This is a genomic window from Bradyrhizobium sp. INPA03-11B (assembly GCF_040446015.1).
GTDB classification, from domain to species: Bacteria; Pseudomonadota; Alphaproteobacteria; order Rhizobiales; family Xanthobacteraceae; genus Bradyrhizobium; species Bradyrhizobium macuxiense_A.
This window is the reverse complement of the sequence record NZ_JASGSR010000029.1, coordinates 1-26,711: the sequence shown is the minus strand read 5'-3', so window position 1 is coordinate 26,711 and position 26,711 is coordinate 1. Positions and strand designations below refer to the sequence as shown.

23 protein-coding genes are annotated in these 26,711 nt (G+C 64.7%); 14 read left to right on the top strand and 9 right to left on the bottom strand.

The features are described 5' to 3' along the window. Window positions 1–161 precede the first annotated feature (161 nt). Window positions 162–809 carry an arylesterase gene (locus QMZ05_RS14825; RefSeq protein WP_353701464.1) on the bottom strand — a complete coding sequence of 216 codons (648 nt, stop codon included), beginning with the start codon at window positions 807–809 and terminating at the stop codon, window positions 162–164. 55 nt (window positions 810–864) lie between these two features. Here QMZ05_RS14825 and QMZ05_RS14820 point away from each other — a divergent pair, with 55 nt between their 5' ends. The 3 genes from QMZ05_RS14820 (at window position 865) to QMZ05_RS14810 (ending at window position 5,204) form a co-directional block, all read left to right on the top strand. Continuing rightward, window positions 865–1,584 carry an ABC transporter ATP-binding protein gene (locus QMZ05_RS14820; protein WP_074125617.1) on the top strand — a complete coding sequence of 240 codons (720 nt, stop codon included), beginning with the start codon at window positions 865–867 and terminating at the stop codon, window positions 1,582–1,584. Beyond that, complete coding sequence (locus tag QMZ05_RS14815) at window positions 1,581–4,178, top strand: FtsX-like permease family protein (RefSeq protein ID WP_353701426.1); 2,598 nt, start codon at window positions 1,581–1,583, stop codon at window positions 4,176–4,178. Before QMZ05_RS14820 ends, QMZ05_RS14815 begins: the two co-directional genes overlap by 4 nt. A 234-nt stretch (window positions 4,179–4,412) precedes the next feature. Beyond that, a complete protein-coding gene (locus QMZ05_RS14810) occupies window positions 4,413–5,204 on the top strand; it encodes a Bax inhibitor-1/YccA family protein (protein WP_353701425.1) in 792 nt (263 codons plus the stop codon). A gap of 188 nt (window positions 5,205–5,392) precedes the next feature. Here QMZ05_RS14810 and QMZ05_RS14805 read toward each other — a convergent pair whose 3' ends face one another. From QMZ05_RS14805 to acnA, 3 genes are all read right to left on the bottom strand, one after another. Further along, complete coding sequence (locus QMZ05_RS14805) at window positions 5,393–5,764, bottom strand: DUF2794 domain-containing protein (RefSeq protein WP_050400886.1); 372 nt, start codon at window positions 5,762–5,764, stop codon at window positions 5,393–5,395. Between the two features lie 527 nt (window positions 5,765–6,291). Continuing rightward, the gene (locus tag QMZ05_RS14800) at window positions 6,292–7,053 is read right to left on the bottom strand and encodes a DUF1223 domain-containing protein (protein ID WP_353701424.1); all 762 of its coding nucleotides are present in this window, start codon (window positions 7,051–7,053) and stop codon (window positions 6,292–6,294) included. Window positions 7,054–7,278: 225 nt separating this feature from the next. Further along, entirely contained in the window at window positions 7,279–9,999 is a 2,721-nt protein-coding gene (gene acnA / locus QMZ05_RS14795) for an aconitate hydratase AcnA (protein ID WP_353701423.1), read from the bottom strand. 242 nt (window positions 10,000–10,241) lie between these two features. Here acnA and ccmA point away from each other — a divergent pair, with 242 nt between their 5' ends. The 6 genes from ccmA to QMZ05_RS14765 all read left to right on the top strand — a co-directional run bounded on the left by ccmA (window position 10,242) and on the right by QMZ05_RS14765 (window position 13,946). Continuing rightward, the gene (gene ccmA / locus QMZ05_RS14790; protein WP_353701422.1) at window positions 10,242–10,844 is read left to right on the top strand and encodes a heme ABC exporter ATP-binding protein CcmA; all 603 of its coding nucleotides are present in this window, start codon (window positions 10,242–10,244) and stop codon (window positions 10,842–10,844) included. A 262-nt stretch (window positions 10,845–11,106) separates the two neighbouring features. Continuing rightward, a complete protein-coding gene (gene ccmB / locus QMZ05_RS14785) occupies window positions 11,107–11,775 on the top strand; it encodes a heme exporter protein CcmB (protein WP_146989868.1) in 669 nt (222 codons plus the stop codon). A gap of 64 nt (window positions 11,776–11,839) precedes the next feature. Next, the gene (locus QMZ05_RS14780) at window positions 11,840–12,625 is read left to right on the top strand and encodes a heme ABC transporter permease (protein WP_353701421.1); all 786 of its coding nucleotides are present in this window, start codon (window positions 11,840–11,842) and stop codon (window positions 12,623–12,625) included. 4 nt (window positions 12,626–12,629) lie between these two features. Then, complete coding sequence (ccmD, locus tag QMZ05_RS14775) at window positions 12,630–12,809, top strand: heme exporter protein CcmD (protein WP_353701463.1); 180 nt, start codon at window positions 12,630–12,632, stop codon at window positions 12,807–12,809. Further along, the gene (locus QMZ05_RS14770) at window positions 12,806–13,399 is read left to right on the top strand and encodes a DsbE family thiol:disulfide interchange protein (protein WP_353701420.1); all 594 of its coding nucleotides are present in this window, start codon (window positions 12,806–12,808) and stop codon (window positions 13,397–13,399) included. Before ccmD ends, QMZ05_RS14770 begins: the two co-directional genes overlap by 4 nt. A 169-nt stretch (window positions 13,400–13,568) precedes the next feature. Further along, window positions 13,569–13,946, top strand: a complete 378-nt coding sequence (locus QMZ05_RS14765; protein WP_353701419.1) for a helix-hairpin-helix domain-containing protein — start codon at window positions 13,569–13,571, stop codon at window positions 13,944–13,946. A 155-nt stretch (window positions 13,947–14,101) separates the two neighbouring features. Here QMZ05_RS14765 and QMZ05_RS14760 read toward each other — a convergent pair whose 3' ends face one another. Then, entirely contained in the window at window positions 14,102–14,701 is a 600-nt protein-coding gene (locus QMZ05_RS14760; protein ID WP_353701418.1) for a septation protein A, read from the bottom strand. 37 nt (window positions 14,702–14,738) lie between these two features. Continuing rightward, window positions 14,739–15,686 carry a signal recognition particle-docking protein FtsY gene (ftsY, locus tag QMZ05_RS14755; RefSeq protein WP_353701417.1) on the bottom strand — a complete coding sequence of 316 codons (948 nt, stop codon included), beginning with the start codon at window positions 15,684–15,686 and terminating at the stop codon, window positions 14,739–14,741. A 49-nt stretch (window positions 15,687–15,735) separates the two neighbouring features. On the opposite strand from ftsY, the gene QMZ05_RS14750 reads away from it, so the two are divergent. Both QMZ05_RS14750 and QMZ05_RS14745 read left to right on the top strand, forming a co-directional pair. Then, a complete protein-coding gene (locus QMZ05_RS14750; protein ID WP_353701416.1) occupies window positions 15,736–16,437 on the top strand; it encodes an RNA pseudouridine synthase in 702 nt (233 codons plus the stop codon). A 105-nt stretch (window positions 16,438–16,542) separates the two neighbouring features. Next, the gene (locus QMZ05_RS14745) at window positions 16,543–17,682 is read left to right on the top strand and encodes a DUF2336 domain-containing protein (protein ID WP_353701415.1); all 1,140 of its coding nucleotides are present in this window, start codon (window positions 16,543–16,545) and stop codon (window positions 17,680–17,682) included. A 453-nt stretch (window positions 17,683–18,135) separates the two neighbouring features. Here the strand turns inward: QMZ05_RS14745 and QMZ05_RS14740 are convergent, their stop codons facing one another. Next, window positions 18,136–22,107: a BTAD domain-containing putative transcriptional regulator gene (locus QMZ05_RS14740; protein ID WP_353701414.1), complete on the bottom strand. Its 3,972-nt coding sequence runs from the start codon at window positions 22,105–22,107 to the stop codon at window positions 18,136–18,138. A 169-nt stretch (window positions 22,108–22,276) separates the two neighbouring features. On the opposite strand from QMZ05_RS14740, the gene QMZ05_RS14735 reads away from it, so the two are divergent. The 3 genes from QMZ05_RS14735 to QMZ05_RS14725 all read left to right on the top strand — a co-directional run bounded on the left by QMZ05_RS14735 (window position 22,277) and on the right by QMZ05_RS14725 (window position 24,120). Continuing rightward, entirely contained in the window at window positions 22,277–22,519 is a 243-nt protein-coding gene (locus QMZ05_RS14735; RefSeq protein WP_353701413.1) for a DUF1127 domain-containing protein, read from the top strand. Between the two features lie 67 nt (window positions 22,520–22,586). Further along, window positions 22,587–22,808, top strand: a complete 222-nt coding sequence (locus QMZ05_RS14730; RefSeq protein WP_353701412.1) for a hypothetical protein — start codon at window positions 22,587–22,589, stop codon at window positions 22,806–22,808. A gap of 16 nt (window positions 22,809–22,824) precedes the next feature. Next, entirely contained in the window at window positions 22,825–24,120 is a 1,296-nt protein-coding gene (locus QMZ05_RS14725) for an NAD(P)/FAD-dependent oxidoreductase (RefSeq protein ID WP_353701411.1), read from the top strand. Window positions 24,121–24,195: 75 nt separating this feature from the next. Here the strand turns inward: QMZ05_RS14725 and mtaB are convergent, their stop codons facing one another. Together mtaB and dapF are read right to left on the bottom strand one after the other, a co-directional pair. Continuing rightward, window positions 24,196–25,473, bottom strand: coding sequence for a tRNA (N(6)-L-threonylcarbamoyladenosine(37)-C(2))-methylthiotransferase MtaB (gene mtaB / locus QMZ05_RS14720; protein ID WP_353701410.1), 1,278 nt, complete (start codon window positions 25,471–25,473; stop codon window positions 24,196–24,198). 5 nt (window positions 25,474–25,478) lie between these two features. Next, entirely contained in the window at window positions 25,479–26,357 is an 879-nt protein-coding gene (dapF, locus tag QMZ05_RS14715; RefSeq protein WP_353701409.1) for a diaminopimelate epimerase, read from the bottom strand. Window positions 26,358–26,711: the final 354 nt, after the last annotated feature.

Genomic DNA, 26,711 nt, shown 5'->3' with positions numbered 1-26,711 from the left:
AATCCTCGATGCTTGGCGCGGGTTTTGGGAGCCCGCACCCTGTAACAAGCCCGGCGACGAATCACCGATGCTTATTTGTACCCGAGATATGTGACTCTGCGAAGCATGAGGCGTTAACAGCTCGTAAACCTACGGACGCAACGCGGCGCACTGCCTGCGTTTCAACTGCGCTGCCCTGATAATGCGCCGAGAAATGCCTCCACCGTGGGCAGGATATTCTTCACAAGGATGTCCACACCTTCCGCCGTCGGATGCATGCCGTCGGCCTGATTGATCTTCGGATTAGCAGCAACGCCGTCGAGGAAGAACGGATAGAGCGGCACGCCGAGCGATTTCGCCAGATCCGGATAGATCGCGTTGAACTTCGCCGCATACTCACTGCCATAGTTCGGTGGCGCGAGCATGCCGCACAAGAGCACCGCGATCTTGCGCGCCTGCAACTTTGTGATGATGTCGGAGAGCGCGGCGCGCGTCACAGCGGGATCGATGCCGCGCAAGGCATCGTTGGCGCCGAGCTCGACAATCACCGCATCGGTTCCATCGGCCACCGACCAGTCGAGCCGCTCACGGCCGCCCGAGGCAGTGTCGCCGGACACCCCGGCATTGGTCATATCGACCTTTATCCCCTTGGCTTCCAAGGCTTTTTGCAGCCGAACCGGAAATGCCGCCTCGGCCGGAAGGCCGTACCCGGCGCTCAGGGAATCGCCCAGAACCACCATTTTGATCGGTTTCGCGGAAGCTTTCCCCTGGTCTGGCGTCTGCGCGCTGGCCGCCGTCATCAAGCCCATAAGCAACACGAGTATGTGCACGAAGATTCGCAACCGGGCCTCGACCGCAGCGGCGGAAGTGCCATATGACCGAACCATGGACAGTCTCATCGAATCCTCTTCACTGACCGACGTCGAGCCGGACACCATTGCCGTCAGGAACGTCAATCTCTCGCTCGGCACCGGCGCGGCACGGGTTCATATCCTCAAAGATATCAGCCTTCGTGTGGCAGCGGGTGAGGCCATCGGCCTGATCGGCCCGTCGGGCTCGGGCAAGTCGACCTTGCTGATGGTGATGGCGGGGCTTGAACGTCCTGACAGCGGAGAGGTGGTCGTCGACGGCACCTCGTTCAATGCCCTCGATGAAGATGCGCTGGCGCGCTTCCGCGGCCGCCAGGTCGGCATCGTCTTCCAGTCATTCCATCTGATCCCGACCATGACGGCGCTGGAGAACGTCGCCGTGCCGCTCGAGCTCGCCGGCAATCCCGATGCCGCCGCGCGTGCCGCGCAGGAGCTGCAATCGGTCGGTCTCGGCGAACGGCTGCATCACTATCCGACGCAACTGTCCGGCGGCGAGCAGCAGCGCGTCGCGATCGCACGCGCGCTCGCACCCGATCCGGCGATCCTGGTCGCCGACGAGCCGACCGGAAATCTCGACGAGACGACGGGAAAGCAGATCGTCGATTTGCTGTTCACCAAGCACGCCGAGCGCGGCATGACCCTGGTGCTGGTGACGCACGACCTCGCGCTCGCGCAACGCTGCGACCGCGTCGTGCGGCTGCGCTCCGGCCGCATCGACGGACAATCAACCACATGAGCATTGCGTCCGAAGTCGCGGTGCAGGTCCGTACCCAGGGCCGCGCGTCGTCGCTTGCCTTCCGTTACGCACTGCGCGAACTGCGCGGCGGCCTGCGCGGCTTCTACGTGTTCATCGCCTGCATCGCGCTCGGCGTGATGGCAATCGCGGGCGTCGGCTCGGTCGCCGCGAGCCTTGGCGATGGCCTGTCGCGCGAGGGCCGCACGCTGCTTGGCGGCGACGTCGCGTTCTCGCTGATCTCGCGCGAGGCCAAGCCCAACGAGGTCGCGTATCTGCGCACCCGCGGCGAGGTTTCGGTTGCGGCCACGCTGCGCGCAATGGCGCGCAGCGGCGACGGCAAGCTGGCGCTGGTCGAACTCAAGGCGGTCGACGGCAAATATCCGATGCTCGGCGAGCTGACGCTCGAGCCGAGCATGCCGATCGCCGATCTGCTCACTGAGCGCGACGGCGTTTTTGGCGCGGCTGCCGACTCGACCTTGCTGGCGCGGCTCGACCTGAAACTCGGCGACCGCGTCACCATCGGCAGCGCGACCTACCAGATCCGCAGCGTGGTGGCGGCCGAACCCGACAAGCTCGCCGGCGGCGTCGGCCTCGGGCCGCGCTTCCTGATCAGCGAAGCCAGCCTGCGCGCCACCGACCTGTTGCAGCCGGGCAGCCTGGTGCGCTGGATCTACCGGGTGAAGCTGCCGGACGGCGCCAACGACGATCGCGCCACCACCGCGCTGATCGACGGCGCGCGCGCCGCGGCGCCGGAGGCCGGCTGGGAGGTCCGCAGCCGCAGCAACGCCTCGCCGCAGCTCGAGCGCACCATCAATCGCTTCACCCAGTTCCTGACCCTCGTTGGTCTTGCTGCGCTCTTGGTCGGCGGCGTCGGCGTCGCCAACGCAGTGAAGAGCCATATCGACCGCCGCCGCGACGTCATCGCCTCGTTCAAGGCGCTCGGCGCCACCGGCCGCGACGTCTTCACCATCTACTGCACCCAAGTTGTGGTGCTGGCGGGGATCGGCTCGGCAATCGGCCTCGTGCTCGGCGCCGCGCTGCCGTTCGTCATCGTCGGCTTGTTCGGCAAGCTGCTGCCGCTGCCGGTGGTGCCGGCCCTGCATCCCGACGAGCTCGCGCTGTCCTTCATCTACGGCCAGCTCACCGCGCTGGCGTTCGGGCTGTGGCCGCTCGGCCGGGTCCACGACGTGCCGGTCGCGGCGCTGTTCCGCGAGACCGTCGCCAGCGAGTGGCATCGCCCGCGCTGGAGTTATCTGGCGCTGATGGCCGTGGTGGTCGCGCTGCTGATCGGCGTTGCGATCGGGCTCGCCTATGACAAGCGGGTCGCCACCGTGTTCGTCGTCGCCTCGATCGCGGTGTTCCTGCTGCTGCGCGGGATCGCCGAGATCCTGATGGCGGTGGCGCGGCGGCTGCCGCGCAGCCGCATGACCATGCTGCGGCTCGCGATCGCCAACATCCACCGGCCGGGCGCGCTGACGCCGTCGGTCGTGCTGTCGCTCGGCCTTGGGCTCGCCGTGCTCGTCACCATCACCCAGATCGACGGCAATCTGCGCCGGCAATTCCTGGCCGCGCTGCCGGAGCGAGCACCGTCGTTCTTCTTCATTGACATCCCCTCGACCGAGGCCGACCGCTTCAACGCCTTCCTGGGGCAGATCGCCGCCGGCTCGACCGTCGAGGACGTGCCGATGCTGCGCGGGCGCATCGTCGCTGCGCGCGGCGTCAAGGCCGACCAGCTCAAGCCGTCGGTCGATTCCGAGTGGGTGCTGCAAAGCGACCGCGGCCTGACCTATACCGGTGAAATTCCCAAAGGCTCGAAGATCGTCGAGGGCGAATGGTGGGGCCCGGACTACAGCGGACCTCCGCTGGTCTCGATGGAGAAGAAGATCGCCGACGGCCTGTCCCTGAAGATCGGCGACGAGATCGTGGTCAACGTGCTCGGCCGCGACGTGCCGGCGAAGATCGCCAATCTGCGCAACATCGACTGGCAGGGCCTCGGCATCAATTTCGTGCTGGTGTTCTCGCCGAACGCCTTCAAGGGCGCGCCGCACAGCCACGTCGCGACGCTGACGGAGCCACACGCCAGCGCGACCCAAGCGAGCTCCAACGACGACGCGCGCATCATCAAGCAGGTCGCCGACGCATTTCCGATGGTGACCAGCGTGCGGGTCCGCGAGGCGCTGGAGACCATCGGCAGCGTCGTCAGCAACCTCGTGCTGGCGATCCGCGGCGCCAGCGCCGTGACGCTGATCTCGGCGATCCTGGTGCTGGGCGGCGCGCTCGCCGCCGGGCATCGCCACCGTGTCTATGACGCCGTGATCCTCAAGACGCTCGGTGCCACGCGGGCGCGATTGCTCGGCGCCTACGCGCTGGAGTATCTGATGATCGGCTTTGCAACCGCGATTTTCGGCGTGATCGCCGGCTCGGTCGCGGCCTGGCTGATCGTGACGCGGCTGATGACGCTGAGTTTCATCTGGCAGGCCGGCAGCGCCGCCCTGGTCGTGGCCGCCGCGCTGGTCGTCACCGTCGGATTAGGGCTGGCCGGAACGCTGCTTGCGTTGAACCAGAAGCCCGCCTCGGTGTTGCGGAATTTGTGACAATTTGTAGCGGCGGAAGCGCCGTTTTTGCCTCTCATGCTAGACCAGAGCGACATTCGGCCGCGCGTGGAAGCTTGCGTCGGATGTGTTAATTTCCCACATACCAATCGGGTCGGATAGTCGGTTTGAATGACACGGAATTAATGCTCCGCAAACCGAGCCATCTGAGATAGATTTATAACCGGCGCCGCAAATCCCTTGCGCTCCACCGGGACCAACCACGGGAATTCGACCATGTCGGACCTAGACCGCAACTACGCTTCTCCTTTCGGCCGGGCCGCCGGGCGCATTGACGCTGCGGCCGTCGACGCCGGTCTGCGCGCCTACATGCTGCGCATCTACAACTACATGAGCATCGGCCTCGCCATCACCGGCCTGGCCGCGCTCGGCGTCTATATGGGCGCGGTGACGACCGACCAGTCCGCCGCCGTCGCCAAGTTCGGCAATGCCTATCTGACGCAGTTCGGCTACGCGATGTTCGTGAGCCCGCTGAAGTGGCTGTTCATCCTCGCCCCTCTGGCGATGGTGTTCGTCATCTCGGCCGGCATCAACCGCCTGCAGCCTGCGACCGCCCAGCTGTTGTTCTGGGTGTTCTCGGCGCTGATGGGCCTGTCGCTGTCGTCGATCTTCCTGGTGTACACGCACACCTCGATCGTGCGCGTGTTCTTCATCACCGCGGCGACGTTCGGTGCGCTGAGCCTCTACGGCTACACCACCAAGCGTGACATGAGCGGCATGGGCTCGTTCCTGTTCATGGGCCTGATCGGCATCATCATCGCGAGCCTGGTCAACCTGTTCCTGGCGAGCTCGGCGCTGCAGTTCATCGTCTCGGTGGTCGGCGTGCTGGTGTTCGCGGGCCTCACCGCCTGGGACACCCAGCGGCTGAAGAACGACTACATCTACGGCTACGCCTCGCAGGGCGGCGCGATGGCAGAGCGTGCGGCAATCACTGGTGCGCTGTCGCTCTACCTGAACTTCATCAACCTGTTCACGCTGCTGCTGCAGCTGCTCGGCCAGCGCGACTAAGCGCCTCGAGCAAGGCAATCGATCCAAGCCCCGGCCATCGGCCGGGGCTTTTGTTTTGGGCGGAGAGGATGAGATCAGCGGCGTAGCCCGGATGGAGCGCAGCGTAATCCGGGGGACTGTCCCCGCGGATGATACTGCCCCGGATTACGCTGCGCTCCATCCGGGCTACGAAGGCTAGCCGGTGCGGCCTACACCAGCGACAGCTTGCGGTCGATTACGAACAGCACCCGCTCGAGTTCGTGGCCGCGGCGCAAGATCAGGCCCGTCGCCGAAATCACGCTGTACATGCCCTGCTTGCGCGCCAGCCGGGGATCCTTCTCGATCCGGTAGATCGGCATTTCGGAGGCGCGCCGGAACACCGAGAACACGGCACGGTCCTTCAGGAAGTCGATCGCATAGTCGCGCCACTCGCCGTCGGCGACCATGCGGCCGTAGAGATTGAGAATGCGGTTGAGCTCAAGTCGATTGAATGTCACGCGGTTGGGCTGGGGTGTCGCGGCGGCGGGGCGCGCCGCGGCACGGCTCCCGCTCGGATCGGTGTCCTCCGAGATCAAACTCATCGAGCGCCTCCTGTCATCCCGGTGACGACGGTTCCGAAAGCCGGTGCCCCCTGCTTCGGGATCGTCACGAGAGTGACATGATCGCGCTAAGCGCGGGGACCCGCAAGGGGCCATTCGCACCGCAACCGGGCCTTAACCAGGGTCAGCCGCGACGGATTGTCCGGAAAACCGAAGAGTCACGGGAACGTTAGCGGAATCATATTGCTGCCCCACTTCCGCCCATCGCCCGCCCCGCTGCCCTGCGAAAAGAAAATCCTGCGTTGGCCCGGTCCTTTCGGTTCCGGATTCCTCAGCCCCCAGCCCCCCGGGGCCGTCGGGATCGGGCCTGTTCGCAGGGGAGTTAGAATCCCAACACTGGGCCAACGAAAGTTGGTCCTTTTTGTTTTTGGGGACCTGCTCGACCACGCGCGATCGAAATACGCGCGCAAGCCTTCGGCTCTCTCTTCAGCAAATCACTGGATGCAGGTTGGTCGCCGCACAAGCCTGCACGACAGCCTGCGTGCGGCCCGGCTGAGCGCAGCAACGCGCTAGTGAAGCGAAGTGAATGCGGCGCCGAGCATCGGGCCCGGCTTGTCGCGATTGCCGTCCTGGACGTACACCGCCGCGGCATCGACGCCATCGCGCGTGATATTCTCCAGCGGCACGGTCCAGCTGCCGGACGAGCCGTTCCAGTCACCGACCTTCAGCAGATTGCGCACCACGTTGTGGTAGGTGATCTCGTGGCCACGGTTCTCGCCGCGCGAGATCGAGATCGGCACCGACTTCGAGATCGAGCAGATCCAGACTTCGCCGCGCGACACCGCGGGCGACTTCGACGCCGCGACCGACACGTTGATCTGCTTGCCGGTCAGCGTCATCGTCACCGGCACCGACATCACGGTGCCGCCCTTCTCGGTGCTCTTGATGGCGTCCTCGATGCTGGCGCGATCGCTGCCGATGACATGCGCGGAGCCGTTGATCACCGCCTGCGGCGTGTAGACGTCGCGATCGCCGCGCATGTGGGAATAGGCTTTCTGGCGCGCGCTGAAACGGGAATCGGCCAGCGTGTCCTTCCAACCGAGATAGTCCCAATAGTCGATCGGCATGCTGAGCGCGATGACGTTGGGGTCCTTGGCGAGATCACCGATGATCTTGTCCGCGGGCGGACAGGACGAGCATCCCTGCGAGGTGAAGAGTTCGACGACTGCACGCGGATCGGCGTGAGCGGGGCGGATGATCGCGACGATCGCGCAGATACCAAGCGCGCTGGACCATCGCGAAATCGAATTATAGGCCATCATCGCTGTCATACTGCGAACCAGTCGTGATGATTTCCATCCGTAATTGTACGGAGCATGAAGTCTGTCCCTGAACTTGCGTGCCCCAAAACGCGAGAAAGCGGCCTTGTCATAGGCCGCCTTCTTTTTAGCCGCTACTCACTAAGCAGTGAGGCACCGATCACAAATCCGCGTTGGAGCATGGTCCGGAAAAGTGTGAAGCGGTTTTCCGAACAGACCATGCTCAAACAAGGGCCCTTAGGCCGCGAGTTTGCGCAGCACGTAATGCAGGATGCCGCCGTTGCGATAGTAATCGAGCTCGTCCAGCGTATCGATGCGGCAGAGCAGCGGGACGTCCCGCTTGCCGCCGTCAGCGGAGACGATCTCGGCGGTCAGCGTCTGGCGCGGCTTCAAATCGCCCTGCAGCCCGCGGATCGTGACCTTCTCGTCGCCCTTGAGGCCGAGCGAGGACCACGACGTGCCTTCATGGAAGGTGAGCGGAAGCACACCCATGCCGACCAGGTTGGAGCGATGGATGCGCTCGAAGCTCTGGCAGATCACCGCGCGGACGCCGAGCAGGCGCGTGCCCTTGGCGGCCCAGTCGCGCGACGAGCCGTTACCGTATTCGGCGCCGGCGAACACCACCAGCGGCACGTTCTCCTGCTGGTACTTCATCGCGGCGTCGTAGATCGACATCTGCTCGCCGTCGGGCCAGTGCTTGGTCAAACCGCCTTCCGGAATATTGCCGTCGGCGCCCCTCAGCATGAAGTTCTTGATGCGGATGTTGGCGAAGGTGCCGCGCATCATCACTTCATGGTTGCCGCGCCGCGTGCCGTACTGGTTGAAGTCGGCGGGGCGCACCTGGTGCTCGCTGAGGAACTTGCCGGCGGGCGAGGTCAGCTTGATCGAACCGGCCGGCGAGATGTGGTCGGTGGTGATCTTGTCGCCGAACATCGCGAGGATCCGCGCGTCGACCACGTCGGTGACCGGGTCGGGCTGCTTCTTCATGCCTTCGAAATAGGGCGGGTTCTGCACATAGGTCGAGCCCATGTTCCAGCGATAGGTCTCGCTTTCCGTGGTCTTGATCTTGCGCCAGTTGGTATCGCCCTTGAACACGTCGGCGTACTTCTTCTTGAAGATCGTCGCGGTGACGTACTTCTTCATGAAGGTGTTGATCTCCTTGGCGGTCGGCCAGATATCCCTGAGGAACACCGGCTTGCCGTCCTTGCCGATGCCGAGCGGCTCGACCGCGAGATCCTTGGTCACGGTGCCGGCCAGCGCATGCGCGACCACCAGCGGCGGCGAGGCGAGGTAGTTCGCCTGCACGTCCGGCGAGACGCGGCCTTCGAAGTTGCGGTTGCCGGAGAGCACTGCGGCGGCGACGATGCCGTTCTCGTTGATCGACTTCGAGATGTCCTCCGGCAGCGGGCCGGAGTTACCGATGCAGGTGGTGCAGCCGAACCCGACCAGGTTGAAGCCGACCTTGTCGAGATCGGCCTGCAGGCCGGAATTGGCGAGATATTCCGCCACCACCTGGCTGCCCGGGGCGAGCGAAGTCTTCACCCACGGCTTGGCCTTTAGGCCCTTGGCGGCCGCCTTGCGCGCCAGCAGGCCGGCGCCGATCAGCACGCTCGGGTTCGAGGTGTTGGTGCAGGAGGTGATCGCCGCGATCACGACGTCGCCATGGCCGAGATCGAAGTCGCGGCCCTCGACGGCGTAGCGCTTCTGCTCACCCTCGGGCTTCTTGTATTCGCCGACCAGCGCGGTCGCGAAGCCGGTCGACACCGCCGGCAGCGCGATGCGGCCTTCGGGACGCTTCGGTCCGGCCATCGACGGCACAACGTCGCCGAGATCGAGCGTCAGCGTGGTGGTGAACACCGGGTCGGTCGACTTGGCGGTGCGGAACAGGCCCTGCGCCTTGGCATAGGCCTGCACCAGCTTGACGCGATCGGCCTTGCGGCCCGAGGTCTTCAAATAATCGATGGTCGCGGCATCGACCGGGAAGAAGCCGCAGGTCGCGCCGTATTCGGGCGCCATGTTGCCGATGGTGGCCTTGTCAGCGACCGAGAGATAGTCGAGGCCCGGACCGAAGAACTCGACGAACTTGCCGACCACGCCGAGCTTGCGCAGCATCTGGGTGACGGTGAGCACGAGGTCGGTCGCGGTGACGCCTTCCTTGAGCTGGCCCTTGAGCTTGAAGCCGACCACCTCGGGCAGCAGCATCGACAGCGGCTGGCCGAGCATGCAGGCTTCCGCCTCGATGCCGCCGACGCCCCAGCCGAGCACGGCAAGGCCATTGACCATCGTGGTGTGCGAGTCGGTGCCGACCAGCGAGTCGGGATAGGCGACCTCGAAGGTGCCGGTCTTCTTGCCGACCGTCATCTTCTCCTTCTTGGTCCACACCGTCTGGGCGAGATATTCGAGATTGACCTGATGGCAGATGCCGGTGCCGGGCGGCACCACCGAGAAGTTCGAGAACGCCTTCTGGCCCCACTTCAGGAACTCGTAGCGCTCCTGGTTCTGCTTGTATTCTTCGGTGACGTTCTTCGCGAACGCCTTGTTGTCACCGAAGAAGTTGACGATCACCGAATGGTCGATGACGAGATCGACCGGCACCAGCGGGTTGATCTTCTCGGCATCGCCGCCGAGGTTCTGCATCGCGTTGCGCATCGCCGCGAGATCGACCACGGCCGGAACGCCGGTGAAATCCTGCATCAGCACGCGCGCCGGGCGGAACGCGATTTCGTGCTCGAGCTGGCGCTTCTTCAGCCACTTCGACACCGCAACGATGTCTTCCTTCTTGACCGTGCGGCCGTCCTCGTTGCGCAGCAGGTTCTCGAGCAGAACCTTCATCGAGTACGGCAGCTTCGAAATACCCTTCAGTCCGTTCTTCTCCGCCTGGGGCAGGCTGTAATAGACGTAGGACTTGGCGCCGACCTTCATGGTCTTGCGGCATTTGAAGCTGTCGAGTGAGGTCATGCGAGGAATCCCAATTCTCAGTTATACCCGGCAAGGGTAACTAAACACCGGCGAACGACACTGGCCAAGGGATAGCCCGGAGGGTGGGTTGCGGCCGCCGATTGTGTGTGCTGCATCAAGTTCCGGGCTTATAGAACCTTTCTAGAAGCACCGCCACACCGACAAGCGTGCGGCGGCATCGCGCGACCCAAAAATTCTCACGCGGTAGCGAAAGATTTCAGAGGGCTGTGACAAGACGAACCATGCGGCTCTCGGGACGAAATCTGAAATGCGTGCGCGGCGGACGCGAGGTGTTTTCCGGCCTCGACGTTTCGGCTGCGGCCAGCGAGGCGCTCGCCGTCACCGGTCCCAATGGCGCGGGCAAGACCTCGCTGCTGCGCGTGCTCGCCGGGCTGCTGGTTCCAGCCGAAGGGACCGTTGCGCTCGAAGGCGGCGACGCCGAGCTCAGCCTGCCCGAGCAGGCCCACTATCTCGGCCACCGCGACGCCCTGAAGCCGGCGCTGAGCGTTGCGGAAAATCTTTCCTTCTGGCGGGAATTCCTCGGCGGCGAGACGCAGGATGCCGGCCGGTGCCTTGCGGCCGTCGGGCTCGACCACGCCGCGCATCTGCCGGCGGCCTACCTCTCCGCGGGCCAGCGCCGCCGCCTGTCGATCGCGCGCCTGCTCTCGGTGCGGCGGCCCGTCTGGCTCTTGGACGAGCCGACATCGGCGCTCGATGCGGCCGGACAGGCGCTGTTCGTCGCCCTGATGCGCGACCATCTCGCCAGCGGCGGCCTGATCGTCGCCGCGACCCATCTGCCGCTCGGCATCGAAGCGCGCGATTTGCGGATGGGAGCGCCGGCATGAGCGCGCTGTTCTATCTCTCGTCGCTGCGCACAGGTCTCTCCGTCCCCTCCCCCCTTGCGGGGGAGGGTCAGGGAGAGGGGTGCCACACGGCGGGCTCTGTCCATTCGTCTCTTTGCGATCAGTGGCCGAGATTGCGAGGGCGACATTCACGTCGAACATCTCGCCCGGGGCCACCCCTCTCCCCAACCCTCCCCCGCAAGGGGGGAGGGAGCGCAGCCAGTTCGCGGCACGCCAGTCGCTACGTTCGCCGCGGAGGCGCGGCATGAGTGCGCTGGCCGCATTGATCCGCCGCGACATCAAGATTGCGCTGCGCGTCGGCGGCGGCGCGCTGATCGGCGTGCTGTTCTTCCTCACCGTCACGGTGCTGATGCCGTTTGCGGTGGGGCCGGATCTGGCGCTGCTGTCGCGGCTCGGCCCCGCCATCCTCTGGCTCGGCGCATTGCTGGCGAGCCTATTGACCCTCGACCGCCTGTTCACGGCCGACCACGAGGACGGCTCGCTCGACCTGATCGTGATGAGCCGGACGCCGCTGGAACTCGCCTGCGCGGCCAAGGCGCTGGCGCACTGGATCGCCGCCGGGCTGCCCCTGATCGTCGCAACCCCGGTGCTCGGCCTGTTGCTCAATCTCGACGGCACGGCGACGCTCGCCGTCGCGGCGACCCTGCTGGCGGGAACGCCGGCGCTGACCTTCACCGGCATGATCGGCGCGGCGCTGGCAGTGACGCTGCATCGCGGCGGGCTTTTGCTCGCGGTGCTGGTGCTGCCGCTGTCGATCCCGGTGCTGATTTTCGGCGTCGCGGCCTCACAGGCGGCGATCTCGGGGCCGCTGCCGTTTGGAACACCGTTCTCGATCCTCTGCGCGCTCTCGCTTGCCAGCCTCGTGATCGGCCCGTTTGCCGCCGCGGCGAGCCTGCGGCACGGGCTGGACTGATCAAATCTCGCCGAGGGGAATTCGGCCAATTGCCTCGCTCACAGCGGACGACTATCAGGGTGCCATGAAGCTGACCGAGACGCTGACCGACCTCGCCAACCCGACCAGGTTTCTGGTGCTGACCGCGCGCATCCTGCCGTGGCTCGCGGCCGCGACCGCTATCCTGCTGGCGATCGGGCTCTACCAGTCGGCGATGGCGCCCGACGACTACCAGCAGGGCGCCACGGTCAAGATCATGTTCATCCACGTGCCGAACGCGTGGCTGTCGATGTTCGTCTGGAGCGTCATGAGCGTGGCTGCGCTCGGCACGCTGGTGTGGCGGCACCCGCTCGCCGACGTCGCCGCGAAAGCCGCCGCGCCAATCGGCGCCGCCTTCACCTTCCTTGCGCTCGTCACCGGCTCGCTGTGGGGCCGCCCGATGTGGGGCACCTACTGGGAGTGGGATGCGCGGCTGACCTCGGTCTTGATCCTGTTCCTGATGTATCTCGGCCTGATGGCGCTGTGGCGCGCGGTGGAGGATCCCTCGCGCGCGGCGCGCGCGGCGGCGGTGCTGACCCTGGTCGGCGCGATCAACATCCCGATCATCAAATTCTCGGTCGACTGGTGGAACACGCTGCATCAGCCGGCATCCGTGCTCCGGATGGGCGGATCGACGCTCGACAAGGCGTTCCTGTGGCCGCTGCTGGTGATGGCGATCGCGTTCTCGCTGCTCTTCATCACCCTGCACCTCGCGGCAATGCGCAACGAGATCCTGCGCCGGCGCGTGCGCAGCCTGCAGATGATGCAGGCCAGCCGCGTCTCGTTCACGAGCGAGGCGAGCAGCGGTCCAAAAGAAATTGGAGCGGCGTGACGTGATATCGCTTGGTCCCTACGCTTCCTTCATCGTGACGTCCTATCTGCTGGTCGCAGCCGTGGTGTTGCTCCTGATCGTCTGGATCATCGCCGACTATCGCCGCCAGCAGGCACGCCTCAAGGAGATCGAGGCCAGCGGCGTCACGCGCCGCTCCGGCCGCAGCGCGGCGGATATCAGATGAGCGAGCAGGCGACCAACGGCCCACCGCAAGCCCGCCGCCTGCTGGTGGTGCTGCCACTGCTGATCTTCCTCGGCCTCGCCGGACTGTTCCTGCTGCGGCTCTATGGCGGCGATCCCTCGCGCATTCCGTCGGCGCTGATCGGCCGGCCGGCGCCGCAGACCGCCCTGCCCGCGCTCGACGGCCTTGTGAAGGACAGCGCGCCGGTCCCCGGTCTCGATCCCGCAGCGTTCAAGGGCAAGGTCTCGGTCGTCAACGTCTGGGCGTCCTGGTGCGTGCCCTGCCACGACGAAGCGCCGTTGCTGACCGAGCTCGGCAAAGACAAGCGCTTCCAGATCATCGGCATCAACTACAAGGACTCGCCCGAGAACGCGCGGCGCTTCCTCGGCCGTTACGGCAACCCGTTCGGCATCGTCGGCGTCGACGGCAACGGCCGCGCCTCGATCGAATGGGGCGTCTATGGCGTGCCCGAGACCTTCCTGGTCGGACGCGAGGGCACCATCGTCTACAAGCTGGTCGGACCGGTGACGCCTGAGAACGTCAACAGCGTGCTCAAGGCCGAGATCGAGAAGGCGCTGCGCGCCGGACAGTAAGCGCACCGTCATTCAGCGGTACCGTGAACCGCCGGTGAATGGCGAGCGAAATGCCTGCGACAAAATATTTCGACACGTTTATCTGCGGTTCATTTCGCGGCCACGGCAACGCCACGAACGCAACCCCAACTCAGCAGCGTTGACATCAACGTTCCTCTGGAGGGGACATATGCGCAAGACCACACTCGCTTCACTGCTCGCCACCGCGCTTACGCTCGGCATGCTGACGGCCACGCCGTCGATGGCCCAGAGCGTTCAGCCGGCTACGCCCGCCACCAAGTCGGAAACCGGCAAGATGGCGCCGGCGCCGAAGGCGGCGGCACCCGATGCGAAGACGACGGGAATGGCGAAAGACGACCTGCTCGACATCAACAGCGCCAGCGCAGACCAGCTCGACGCGCTGCCTGGTGTCGGCAAGGCCTATTCGGCCGCGATCATCAAGGGCCGCCCCTATAAGGGCAAGGATGAGCTGGTGCAGAAGAACATCCTTCCGCAGGCGACCTACGACAAGATCAAGGACAAGATCGTCGCCAAGCAGAAGAGCTGATGGCAATCGCCTTCACCTCTCCCCGTTTCTCACGGGGAGAGGTCGAAGCTCTTGCCTCTCGTCATTGCGAGCGCAGCGAAGCAATCCATCGTTCCACATATGCCGCGCAATGGATTGCTTCGCTGCGCTCGCAATGACGGCCAAAAAACGGCTCGTTACTTCCGCAGATCGCCGGCGTCGGCCTCGCTGGTTTCCAGCGAGACCGGCTCCAGATGATAGCGCTTGGTCAGCGGCATCTGCGCGATGGCGAAGATCATGGTCAGCGGCGTCACGCCGAACACCTTGAAGTTCACCCAGAAATCCGTGGTCTGCGTGCGCCAGACGATTTCGTTGAGGATGGCCATGCCGGCGAAGAACAGCGCCCAGCGCATGGTGAGGATGCGCCAGCCCTGCGGCGTCAGGTTGAACATCTGGTCGAACATCACGGCGATGAAGGAGCGCCCGAACAGCAGCCCGCCGCCGAGCACGGCCGCGAACAGGCCGTAGATGATGGTCGGCTTGACCTTGATGAAGGTCTCATCGTGCAGCACCAATGTCAGCGTGCCGAACACCAAGACGATCGCGCCGGTCACCAGCGCCATGATCGGCACGTGCCTGGTCACCACATAGGATGCGATCATCGCCGCGACGATCGCCACCATGAACGCAGCCGTGGCGACGAACAGATGATACTTGGCGTTCGCGATGAAGAACACGAGCAGTGGCCCGAGCTCGGTCGCAAGTTTGAACAGCGGATGCGGTTGGGTCTTGTCCATTAATTTTCTATGTTGGTTTGAGGCATGATTTTCGAGGTCATGCCTCGATCCCGGCAATCGCCTTGGCAAAATCCTTCGCCGTGAAGGGCGCGAGGTCCTCGACGCCTTCGCCGACGCCGATGAAATGCACCGGCAGCTTGTGCTTCTCCGACAGCGCGACAAGGATGCCGCCGCGCGCGGTGCCGTCAAGCTTGGTCATCACGAGGCCGGTGACGCCCGCCGTACGATGAAACGCTTCGACCTGCGACAGCGCATTTTGTCCCACGGTGGCATCGAGCACGAGCAGCACCGCGTGCGGCGCCGAGGCATCGACCTTCTTGATGACACGCACGACCTTCTCGAGCTCGTTCATCAGCTCGGACTTGTTCTGCAGCCGGCCGGCGGTGTCGATCAGCAGCACGTCGCGCGCCTGCTCCTTGGCGGCGGTCAGCGCGCTGAAGGCGAGGCTTGCCGAATCCGAGCCCTGGGCCCCCGCGATGACCGGCGATTTGGTGCGCTCGCCCCAGACCTTGAGCTGCTCGATCGCGGCGGCGCGGAAGGTGTCGCCGGCAGCCAGCATGACCTTGCGACCCTCGGCGGCAAATTTGGCTGACAGTTTGCCGATCGTCGTGGTCTTGCCGGAGCCGTTGACGCCGACGACCAGGATGACGAACGGCTGCCTCGCGGCGTCGATCTCGAGCGGCTTCGCCACCGGCGCCAGCACCTTCTCGACCTCGGTCGCAACGACGTCCTTGACCTCGTCGGCGGAGATCGCCTTGTCGTAGCGGCCCTTGCCGACCGCCTCCGCAATGCGGACCGCGACATCGGTCCCGAGATCGGCGCGCAGCAGCACATCCTCGATGTCATCGAGCATAGCCGAATCGAGCTTGCGCTTGGTGACGAGGTCCGCGACCGCGGTCCCGATCGAACTCGAGGTCCGCTTCAGGCCGCCCTTCAGGCGCTGCCACCAGCTCTGTTTTGGAGTTCCTGCAGTGGTATCGTTCATGACGCGGACGTGTTAGCCGTTTCGGCCCATAAACGAAAGTCTCGACGAATTGATCGATGTTCCCCAATTGACCGCGGAAGAAATCCTGGGCCGGGTGCTCCACCGTGACGGGTTGATGCTGGTCATCGACAAGCCGGCCGGCCTGCCGGTGCATCGCGGCCCCAAGGGCGGGCCCAACCTGGAGGCCTCCTTCGACGCGTTGCGGTTCGGCCTGCCGCGGCCGCCGGTGCTGGCGCATCGGCTGGACAAGGACACCTCCGGCTGCCTCGTCCTGGGACGTCACCGCAAGGCGACCGCCTCGCTCGGGCTGCTGTTCAAGCACAGCAAGATCTCGAAAACTTATTGGACCGTGGTCGAGGGCGGCCCCGTCGAGGACGAAGGCACCATCGACATGCCGCTCGGCCGGCTCAACGCCGAGCGCGGCTGGTGGCAGAAGCCGGATCCGGACGGGCAGAAGGCGATCACCAACTGGAAGGTGCTGGGGCGCGGCGAGGGCCTTGCCTGGCTGGCGATGGAGCCGGTCACCGGCCGCACCCATCAGCTCCGGGTGCATGCGTCGGCGATGGGCTGGCCGATTGTCGGCGACAATATCTATGGCAATGGCCCCCGCTTCGGCGAACCGACCCTGCATCTGCATTCCCGCGAAATCGGCATCCCGATTTCCCGCAACAAGGACCCGGTGCATGTGGTCGCGCCGGCGCCTGAGCATATGTGGCAGCGGCTCAGGGCCTGCGGCTGGACCGGCCAGTGATCTCCGGGGTTTTACGGACCATTACCCTTTACGGAACTTTCAGCCTCGTCCGGTAGTCCTGCAGGCGGCTTAGAAAAGCGCATCACGACGGGCTCAGGACGAGCAATGCTGACTGCCGGGCAGGCAATTGTCGACGAAGTCGAGGCGGCGATACGCGCCGGCTCCGCCGAAAAATGCATTGCCACCGCCAAGCGCGTCACCGACCTGTTCCTCGCCTCCGCCGGCAGTTTCAACAGCGAACAGGTCGAGCTGTTCGATAACGTGCTCGATCGGCTGGTCAAGACCATCGAGCTGAGGGCGCTTGCCGACATCAGCGCCCGGATGGCGCTCACCGACATCAGCGAGCAGCTCGCACCCGTGACCCAGGCTCCGCCTGCGATCATTCGCCGTCTCGCCGGCAATGACGAGATCAGGATCGCGCGGCCGGTGCTGCAGGAGTCGTCGCGGCTCAGCGCGGACGACCTGGTCGAGATCGCGCAGACCAAGAGCGAGCAGCATCTGCTCGCCGTCGCCGGCCGCTGGTGGCTGAAGGAAGTCGTCACCGATGCGCTTCTGGCGCGTCGCTTCGCCAGTGTGAGCCACCGCCTGGTCAACAATCCCGGCGCCAAGGTATCGCCGGACGGATTTGCCGTCATCCTCGCGCAGGCCGAGTACGATCCGGTTCTCGCCGTCGAGACCGGTATCCGCGCCGACCTGCCGTCGGAGCTCCGCCTTCAGCTCCTGCGCCGCGCGACGGAAGAGGTTCGCGGCCGTTTGCTGGAACGCGCGCCGCCGTATCTGTTCGAGGAGATCCGGCACGCGGTCGCCGCGGTCGCGGCCGGCGTCGAGCGCGACATGTCGCAGGTCCGCGATTTCACCACAGCGAGGCGTCACGTCGCAAAGCTCAGGGACAGCGGCGAGCTCAATGAAGCCGCCCTGCTCGGCTTTGCCAGGCAGCGAAAATATGAAGAGACCGTCGTCGCGCTGGCGGATCTTGCGCAGTCGAGCATCGAGGTGATCCGCTCGCTGATGCAAAGCCTGCGCAGTGAGGGCCTGCTGGTGCCGTGCGGCGCGGCTGGCCTGAGCTGGGAGACCACCGCCGCGGTGATGGAATGCCGCTACACGACCGGCTCCATGGGCCCCGTCGAGCTCGCCCATGCGAAAGGCCAGTTCACGAAAATGACCCGCGAAAACGCCGATCGCCTGCTGCGATTCTGGCAGGTTCGCGCGTCGCAGCCTGCAAGGCCTGGCGGACGCACCCCCTGATCGCGTCATGCGCGACGCAGGCGATAGGTACCGATTTAACCTGTCAAACAACTTGCTCAGCGTCATCACCCGCGAAAGCGGGTGATCCAGTATTCCAGAGGCGGCAGTGCTTGAACCGATAGGCCGCGGCGTACTGGATCGCCCGGTCATCGACCGGGCGATGACACTGAACAGAGTGGAGCGCGCGGCTCTCTCCGCACGTCGTCCCGACGAAAGCCGGGACCATACGCCGCGGCGGAGGTTGTGGCTGGGACTCGTCGTTCCGCCGTCGCGCAACAATCTGCATCTGTGGTTATGGGTCCCTGCTTTCGTAGGGACGACACCGAATGTGTTGCGCGGGCGGAGGTCGCAGCTTCGCGTTCTCGCGACATGAACCGTCCGAGTCTTGCTCTTCATCTCGCCTCTCTTGAGCAGAGGGCCGCATCTCGATTGCGCTATTTCGCATCGCCGAGCTCAATCGGTGATCTCCGCCAGTACCGCCCTGGCCTCTTTCAGAACGGGCGTGTCCAACCCTTCCGTGAACCAATTGTAGACCGGCGCGAGCAGATCGCGCGCCTGCCCACGATTGCCCTGGTCACGCCAAAGACGGGCGAGGCAAGTGGCGGCTCTCAGCTCCCACAATCTTGCGCTCTGGCCGATTCCAATTTCGATAGCCTGGCGGAAACTTGCTTCCGCTCCCGCTACGTCGCCAATTGTAATCAGGAGTTCGCCACGGATACGGTGCAGATTTGATTCAGCCCAACGTTCTTCGGTGACCTCGATTTCACTTGCCGCCTCTTCGAGCTTTTTCAGTCCTTCGTTCGGGTGACCAGCTCTCCCAAGCGCTTCCGCAAGCGACATCAGCCGCGTCGGCTTGTGAAGATAGCTCCCCGTGGCGCGCAATTCCGCACCGGCATCGGCCTGCAGTTCGGCTGCTTCCGCTGTGCGGCCGAGGGCCATCAGGCAACATGCACGCTGCCATTTTGCGGAATTTTCCCAATGCGCAAAGCCGTGCTGCGCACAGAAGGTCTCCAATTCCCGGACATGATCCAACCGGATGGCGGGATCGGTTTCAGTATGCGCTTCGCAACCTGCAATGCACGACAGTATGAAGCCCATCGAGCCCGCATGTCTGATTTGATGCGCGCGCTCGATCGCCTCATCACGTCGCCGACGCGCTTGATCAAGGTGTCCAAGATAGGTCAGCGACTCGATGCTTACCGAAAGTGGAGCAATTCGAACGTCATTGGTCCAATGCCCGCCGATGGAGACGACATCCAAGCCGGCGCTGTTATAAAGTCGAAGCGCTTCTTCAGCACCCGCGCGCGCGGCAGCCAACTCACCCAACCAAAGCCGACTTTGTACCTTCGAGAAACGCGCCACCCATGTGATTGCTTCAGAGGTCCATCGCCAGGCGGGCAAGGTAGCCGTTGTATTCTTCCAGGTCTTGCCCAAACTCAGAAGCTCGTCACAAAGCCGATATGCCGACCTCAGCTCGGCGCGATACAAGCGATGGGCAAATTGGCCCACGATGATGCTTGGAAGCCGATCCGTTTGATCCATAGCTGCGCAGAGTTCACGGGCGCGGTCGAAGGCCTGACCTGCCGACGGCGCGCCCCAGCCATGGGCGGCACACAGAGCCACGCCAAGCCCCGCTTGCAAGCGGAACTCCTTGTTGTCGCGCGCGGGGCCTTCGGGCAAGCTGGCGAGAAGGCCCAGGCCTTTGCGTAATTGAACCTCCGCCTCCGCCGTTGCCGAGCGTGCAAGCGCCAGCTCCCCGGCTTTCCGTCGGTAGCTGATCGCCTTTCCGATCAACCCCGCCTGTTCGCAGTGGTGAGCAAGCAACGCCGGCTGGGCCGCCACGGTATCTGGAAATTGTTGCTCGAGCGTCCTGATAATCCGCTCGTGCAGCAGGTGCCGCTGGTTGCGCGACAGGGTGCCGTACGCGACGTCCTGGACCAGCGCGTGCTTGAAGGTATAGGACGCGTCGGGCGGAGCGCCCCGCCGGAAGATCAGTTCCGCGCTCCCGAGGCGTGCGAGCGCATCATCGACTTGTTGCTGCGGCATCTGCGCCACCGCGGAGATCAATTCGTGAGAGAACGAGCGACCGAGCGCCGCCCCGATTTGCACCACCTCTCGCGTCTCGGGAAGACGATCAAGGCGCGCGAGCAGCGAGCCCTGCAATGTCGACGGGATCGACAGCGCCGCCGCCGGCCCCGTTAGCGCGTAACGATCATTGGCTTCAACCAGGAAGCCGCTCTCTACCACCGTCTTGGTGAGCTCTTCGATGAACAACGGCACTCCGTCGGCGCGATCGATGATCTGGTCGGCGATCTCCAGCGGCAGCGCCTTGCCGCCGGCCACCGCCGCGATCATCTCAGCACGCTGCGCAGGCGACAGACGGTTGAGCGCAAGCAAGGTCACCTGGGGACGGCCGATCCACGAGGGCGTGAACTCGGGCCGACAGGTGATGACCACGAGGGCCGGTATCGTCGACGCCCGGTCGACGATCAGGTCCAGCAATTCCAGTGAGGTGAGGTCAATCCAGTGGATGTCCTCGAAGACAACAAGCACCGGCTGCCGAGCAGCCAGTCCTTCAAGCCACGCCAACAGCACCCGAAGCGTCTTCTCCTTGCGCTTCTGGGGAGCAAGGTCGACGTGCGCATAGCGGCCGCCGGTCGGCACGGACAGTAGATTGGCGATGAGCGGGGCAGCTTCGCTGTAATCGTCGATCGACCGGGCCAGCACGGCCTCGAGCCTGTCAAGTCGCTGCGCATCGGTGTCATCGCGCCGGAATCCGGCCGCCCCTTGCAGCTGGTGGCTGATCGGATAAAGCGTGCTGTCCTGATGGTGTGGTGAGCAGAAATAACGCACGCAGGTACGCGGCTCCCCCTGGACTCGTGCTTCCAGCTCGACCGTTAGCCGCGACTTGCCAATTCCGGGCTCGCCCGACAGCAGCACCACGCGCCCCCCGTTGGCCGCCTGCCGCCAGCGGCGCAACAGCAATTCGAGCTCTTCATCTCGGCCGATCAGCGGCGTGGTGGGCGCGCGCAATGCTTCGAAGCGGCTATCGATGCTGCTTGCCCCCTTCACCCGCCACGCCGGGACCGGCTGGGAGAATCCGTTGAGCGCCATCGGTCTAAGGTCGTCGCAGTCGAACAGATTGCCGATCAACTGGCGGGTGCTCGACGCGATCAGAACGGAGTTCGGCTCGGCGATCTTTTCCAGAGCCCCGGCGAGTTGCACGGCCTCGCCGATCATCATCTGCTGATCGTCGCCACTGCCGGAAAGATCGCCGACCACGACCGGACCGGTTGCTATGCCTGTACGCAACTGAAAGCAGCCGGCGCTGCCGCCATCAAGCCGGGAGACCGCATCGACGAGGCTCAGGCCGGCGCGAACCGCGCATTCGATGTCATGCTCGTGCGCCTGTGGGTGGCCGAAATACGCCAGCATCCCGGTGCCGGACAGCCTGCCCACCGTGCCGCCGGATCGAGCGATGATCGGCATGCAGCAGCGCTGATAGGCAGTGATCAACGACCGCAATTCCTCCGGATCGAGTCGAGCCGCAAGGGCGCTCGTGCCGACCAGATCACAGGCGAGAACCGTAACCTGGCGGCGCTCCGGCGAGCGTGGCGCTGTCGGTGCTTCGGTCTCCTCGACCTCTCCGGGAGATATTGCCGCGGCATCGCCCGGGGTCGCGCCTTTCCGTTGATTCCACTCGCGAAGGATATCCCGACGCAATGCCTTGGTTGTCGCATCCGGCTCGATCCCCAGCTCCTTTGCGAGCAAATCGGCGCAGGTGCGATATTGGCGAAGCGCCGCGCCGTATCTGCCTTGTCGACAATAGAGCTGCATCAGGGTGCGATGGACACGTTCTTGCAACGGGTCGGCGGCCAGCAGCCGCGCCGCGATGCGAATGCCGCCTTCGATCGCGCCGTTGGACAGATGGTGGTCCAGCAATCTGGTCATGGCTTCGAGCGCGATTTCGCGAAATCGCTCACGTTCCGCCGTCAGCCAGCCTTCGAACTCCGGTGCGACAACCTCGAAGCCATCGAGAAGCTCGCCGTCATAGAGCGCGATCGCCTGCTCAAGACTCGCGATTTCCTGGCGCGCGGCCAGATCTCCGAACACGGTCGCATCGATGGTCAACGCCGTCGGCTCAAAGCTGATTGTATCCTCGTGAGCGATCAAGGCGCCTGGGTCGACGTGCGACAGCGCCTTGCGCACCAGACTCAGCGCCTGTCGCAGGCTGTCGCGCGCCTGCACCTCGCTGCGGTCACCCCACAACAAGGTCGCCAGTTTTGCGCGCGCCTGAGCCTGGCCCGGATGGAGCGCCAGATAAGCCAGCAGCGCCGCAGCCTTCTTGGTCGACAGCGGAATCGGCTCTCCGGGCTCGGTCTGAAACCGGAAACCACCAAGAAGTGCGAGATTGACCGTCGCCATATCGGTCGCACTTGGGTCTTAGGGGCAACAAACGCGCCCGGGCCGAGGATTTTGCGAATTTATCACGCTCGGCGCCACAGGTCGATTGCGACACAGCGGTAGTTCATTTTCGCAAGGCGGCACCGGTGATGCGCGTGCCCGGCCGAGTTGAGCATCCGGAGATTGCGCAATGAGTACGACCTATATCGCAACGGGGTGGGACAGGCCGTTCGCTTTTGCCCGGCGGGTCGTCAGCTTCCTGGAAGGACATTGCGAGGCGTTTCAGGAACGGCGCAAAAGCGCACGGCTACGCACCACCTTGTCCGGCCTGAGTGACAGTGAGCTGACGGACATCGGCATTTCACGCGGCGAGATCGAATACGTCGCATCGAACCGCGCGATGGACCCACGAAGCGCCGTCTGCCCTCCATGACAGAAATGCTCGACCGCAGGAATCGTGAGCGACGGGAAACCCTGCGCCGACTGAAAGGAGTTGCGTCATGAGGCCCAAAAACCTTCCTCTGGATCTCGAGCGGGCGACGAGAGCGTTTCAGGTTCGTCCCGATTGGTACGAGGAATACTGGTTGAAGCCGAAGGAGACCTCGCAGCCTGCTGCAATCAAATGGCGCCATTCGATCATGCAGCTTCATTTCCAGCTGTACGCGGCGATGGTTTCGGGGTTGGCCGCTTTCATTCGCAGCCGAATCGGCGGCGCGATTTGAGACCTGAGTCATCAGCATGATCAGACCACTTGACGCGGCGGTGATCGGAGCTGGCTGGGCCGGGCTCGGTGTCAGCTATGTATTGACCAAAGCCGGCCTCTCGCATCTCGTGCTGGAGCGCGGCCGGATCGGCGAGACCTGGCTTACGCAACGCTGGGACTCCTTCCATTTGAACACGACGAAGTCTCTGACCTTGATGCCGGGTAGCCGTTATGAGGGATCCGACCCTGACGGGTTTTTCACGCACGAGGAATTCGTCGATCTGCTGGAGGAATATGCGAAGGTCCACCGTCTTCCGGTGGCGATCAACACGGCAGTGACGGCGCTGACGCGCGACTGGAAGGCCGGCATCTACCGCCTCATCACCTCAGCCGGCGAACTCACGGCCCGAGCCGTGATCATCGCCAGCGGCAGCCTGAACTGCGCACGGCGACCGGCGGCGGCGCGAGCGCTTCCACCGCACCTGCTGCAGATCGACTCATCTGCCTATCACAATCCACAGGCGCTCCCTGCGGGGGCAGTCCTGGTGGTTGGAAGCGCTCAATCCGGGGGCCAGATTGCCGAAGACCTGGTCATGGCGGGGCGAACCGTCTTCCTGTCCACTGGACGGACCGGGCGGAAGCCGCGGCGATATCGGGGCCGCGATATCGGGTTCTGGGAGCGGGAAAGCGGTCTATTTGACGTCCCACGCAAGGACTTCGTCGGCCCCGATGGGCGCCTTGCGGGGCGGCCGCTGCTCGGTGCGCTCCACACGATAAGCCTGCAATCGCTGAGCGCGCAGGGTGTCGTGCTGCTCGGCCGCTTCACAGGGATCGCCAACGGCCGGCTTACTTTCGCGGACGATGTCCACGAGAGTTTACGGCTGGGCGACGAAGTCGCAGCGAGGTCAAGGCAGCACATCGACGATTACATTGCCCGCAACTACCTCGATGCGCCGCCGGCGGTTGACGATCCAGCCGAGACTGTTGCGCCGCGCCTGCCTGATCCGCCGATTCTGTCTTTGGACCCGAGCGAGTATCACCTTACGACGGTGATCTGGTGCACTGGTCTCAAGGGTGATTACAGCTTTGTGCAGGTGCCGGGCGTGCTCAAGACAGACGGCCAGCCGTTGGAGAGCGAGGGGTTGACCGAAGCACCCGGGCTCTATTTCGCTGGTGTCGATTTTTCCTCAACCCGCAAATCAGGCACCATCTTTGGGATCGTGGAAGAGGCGCATCGTCTCGTCGACCACATTATCGCACGACGCCGGGATCATCCCCGGTTCGAGCGAGATGGCGAGTCCATCAATCGCGATATCGCTTGTTGGCTCTGAAGCCGACGTGCATTCACGCCCGCTTTCGGAGGCGGACCTGGAGCCACTTCGATCCAACGGAATCGGAACGGGGCGCTAGCTCATTGTTTTGACGCCGCGCGATCCAACGAGGCGCGCGCCATCATGACCGGTCACGGTGAGCCGCCGCACTGCGCCCGGCACATCGCCATCGATCGCGACCGGCAGAAAATGTTCGGTGCGGCCCTGCCTATCGCTCTCGATCAGCACCTCGCGCGTCGCGCCAACCTCTGCTGCCAGCCGCCGCAGCAGCGCGGCGTCGCCGGCCGCACGCAGCCGCCTGGCGCGTTCCTTGATCGCGCCGCCTGCGACCTGCGGCATCCGTGCAGCGGGCGTGCCGGGACGCTTCGAATACGGAAACACATGCAGGAAGGTGAGATCGCATTCCTCGACCAGATCGAGCGAGCGCGCGAACATCTCCTCAGTCTCGGTCGGGAAGCCCGCGATGATGTCGGCGCCGAACGCGATGTCGGGCCGCAGCCGGCGCACCTGCGCGCAGAAATCGATCGCGTCCCGGCGTGAATGGCGGCGCTTCATCCGCTTCAGGATCATGTCGTCGCCGGACTGCAGCGACAGATGCAGATGCGGCATCAACCGCGCATCGTCGGCGATGACGTCGAGCAGATCACGATCGGCCTCGATCGAATCGATCGAGGAGATGCGCAGCCGCTTCAGCTCGGGCACATGGCGCAGGATCTGCCGGGTCAACTGGCCGAGCTTCGGCGCGCCCGGCAGGTCGGCGCCATAACTCGTCAGATCGACGCCGGTCAGCACGATCTCGGCATGGCCGCGCTCGACCAGCGCGCGGACCTGGTCGACCACCGCGCCCATCGGCACCGAGCGCGAATTGCCGCGGCCATAGGGGATGATGCAGAAGGTGCAGCGATGATCGCAGCCGTTCTGCACCTGCACGAACACCCGCGGCAGGCCGCGCTCGAATCCATCGAGCAGATGCGGCGCCATCTCCCTCACTGCCATGATGTCGGCGACCGCGACTTTCTCGCTTGCGCCGATATCGAATGCTGAACGTGTCGCGCGCCAGGCGTCGCCACGCATCTTCTCGTCATTGCCGACGACGCGATCGACCTCGGCCATGTCTGCGAACATCTGGCTCTGCGTCTGCGCCGCGCAGCCGGTAACCACGATGCGCGCCTCGGGGCGTTCGCGTTTCAGCTTGCGGATCGACTGCCGGGCCTGCGCCACCGCCTCGTTGGTGACGGCGCAGCTGTTGATGACGATGGTGTCGGAAAGTCCCGCCTGCTCCGCCTCGCGGCGAATTACTTCGGATTCGAACGAATTGAGGCGGCAGCCAAAGGTGACGACATCGACGCCCATCGCAATTAAGCTACGCTGGCGAACAGCGCCGGATCGAAGCGGCCCTCATATTCGAAATCGGCGGTGCCGGTCATCAGCACGTGATCGTCGCGCTCGCGCCACTCGATGCCGAGCTTGCCGCCGGGCAGCGTAATCTCGACGATGCGGTTGGCACGCTTCAGCCGCGCCGCTGCGACCGCCGTGGCGCAGGCTGCCGAGCCGCAGGCCCTGGTCAGGCCGGCGCCGCGCTCCCAGGTGCGGATCGTGATGTGGTCGCGATCGACGATATGGGCCAGCGTGATGTTGGCGCGCTCCGGGAAGATCGGATGGTTTTCCAGCAGCGGCCCGAAACGTTCGAGGTCGTAGGCATTGACGTCATCGACCCAGAACACCGCATGCGGGTTGCCCATCGAGACCACCGAGGGCGAATGCAACACCGGATTGTCGATCGGCCCGACCTGCAGCTCGATGTAGCGGGTGTCGCGAAATTCCTCAGCCAGCGGAATGTCCTGCCAGCCGAACTTCGGCGCGCCCATGTCGACAGTGTAGAGATCCGGCGCCGGCCCCTGCCAGCAGTTGAGCAGGCCGGCGCGGGTCTGGAACGTCGCCGTGGCCTGGCCGGTCTTCTCGAAGATCCGCCGCACCACGCAGCGCATGCCGTTGCCGCAGGCCCCGGCCTCCGACCCGTCATTGTTGTAGATCGTGATGTACGCTTCGGTGCCGTCAAGCCGCGGCGGCTGCAGCACCATCAGCTGGTCATAGGGCGCTCCGGCCGGCGACGCCACCGCGCGCGCCTCGGCTGCCGAGACTTGTGCCCGACCCTGGGAATCGCGCAGGTCGACGACGACGATCTCGTTGCCGATGCCGTTCATCTTGGCGAATGCGTGATTGGCGAGCGCGCTCATCGATTTTCCCAAATTCTGCCCGGTTATATGGCGAGTGGTGGCCGGAAGGCCAGTCTGAATGGCCCTATGACACATCTGTCATGGGACGAATGCAGAACTCGCGTGTTAGGAATATCGCACCTCGCGGACCGCGCGCGCCGGGACAGATCGAGCGGCCGTCTGAGGAAGGGGATGGAGAAGTATCAATGAACCGTATCAACACGCTCCGCGCGGCCCTGGTCGCGCTACTCCCTTTGGCCGCAATCGCACTGGCAAGCCCGGCGCCTGCCCAGTCGCCGTCCGCCTCGCCCGCTCCAGCGGCGAGCCCGAGCCCGACCCCCGCCCCGACCCCGGCGGCGGCGCCGGGGTCTGTGA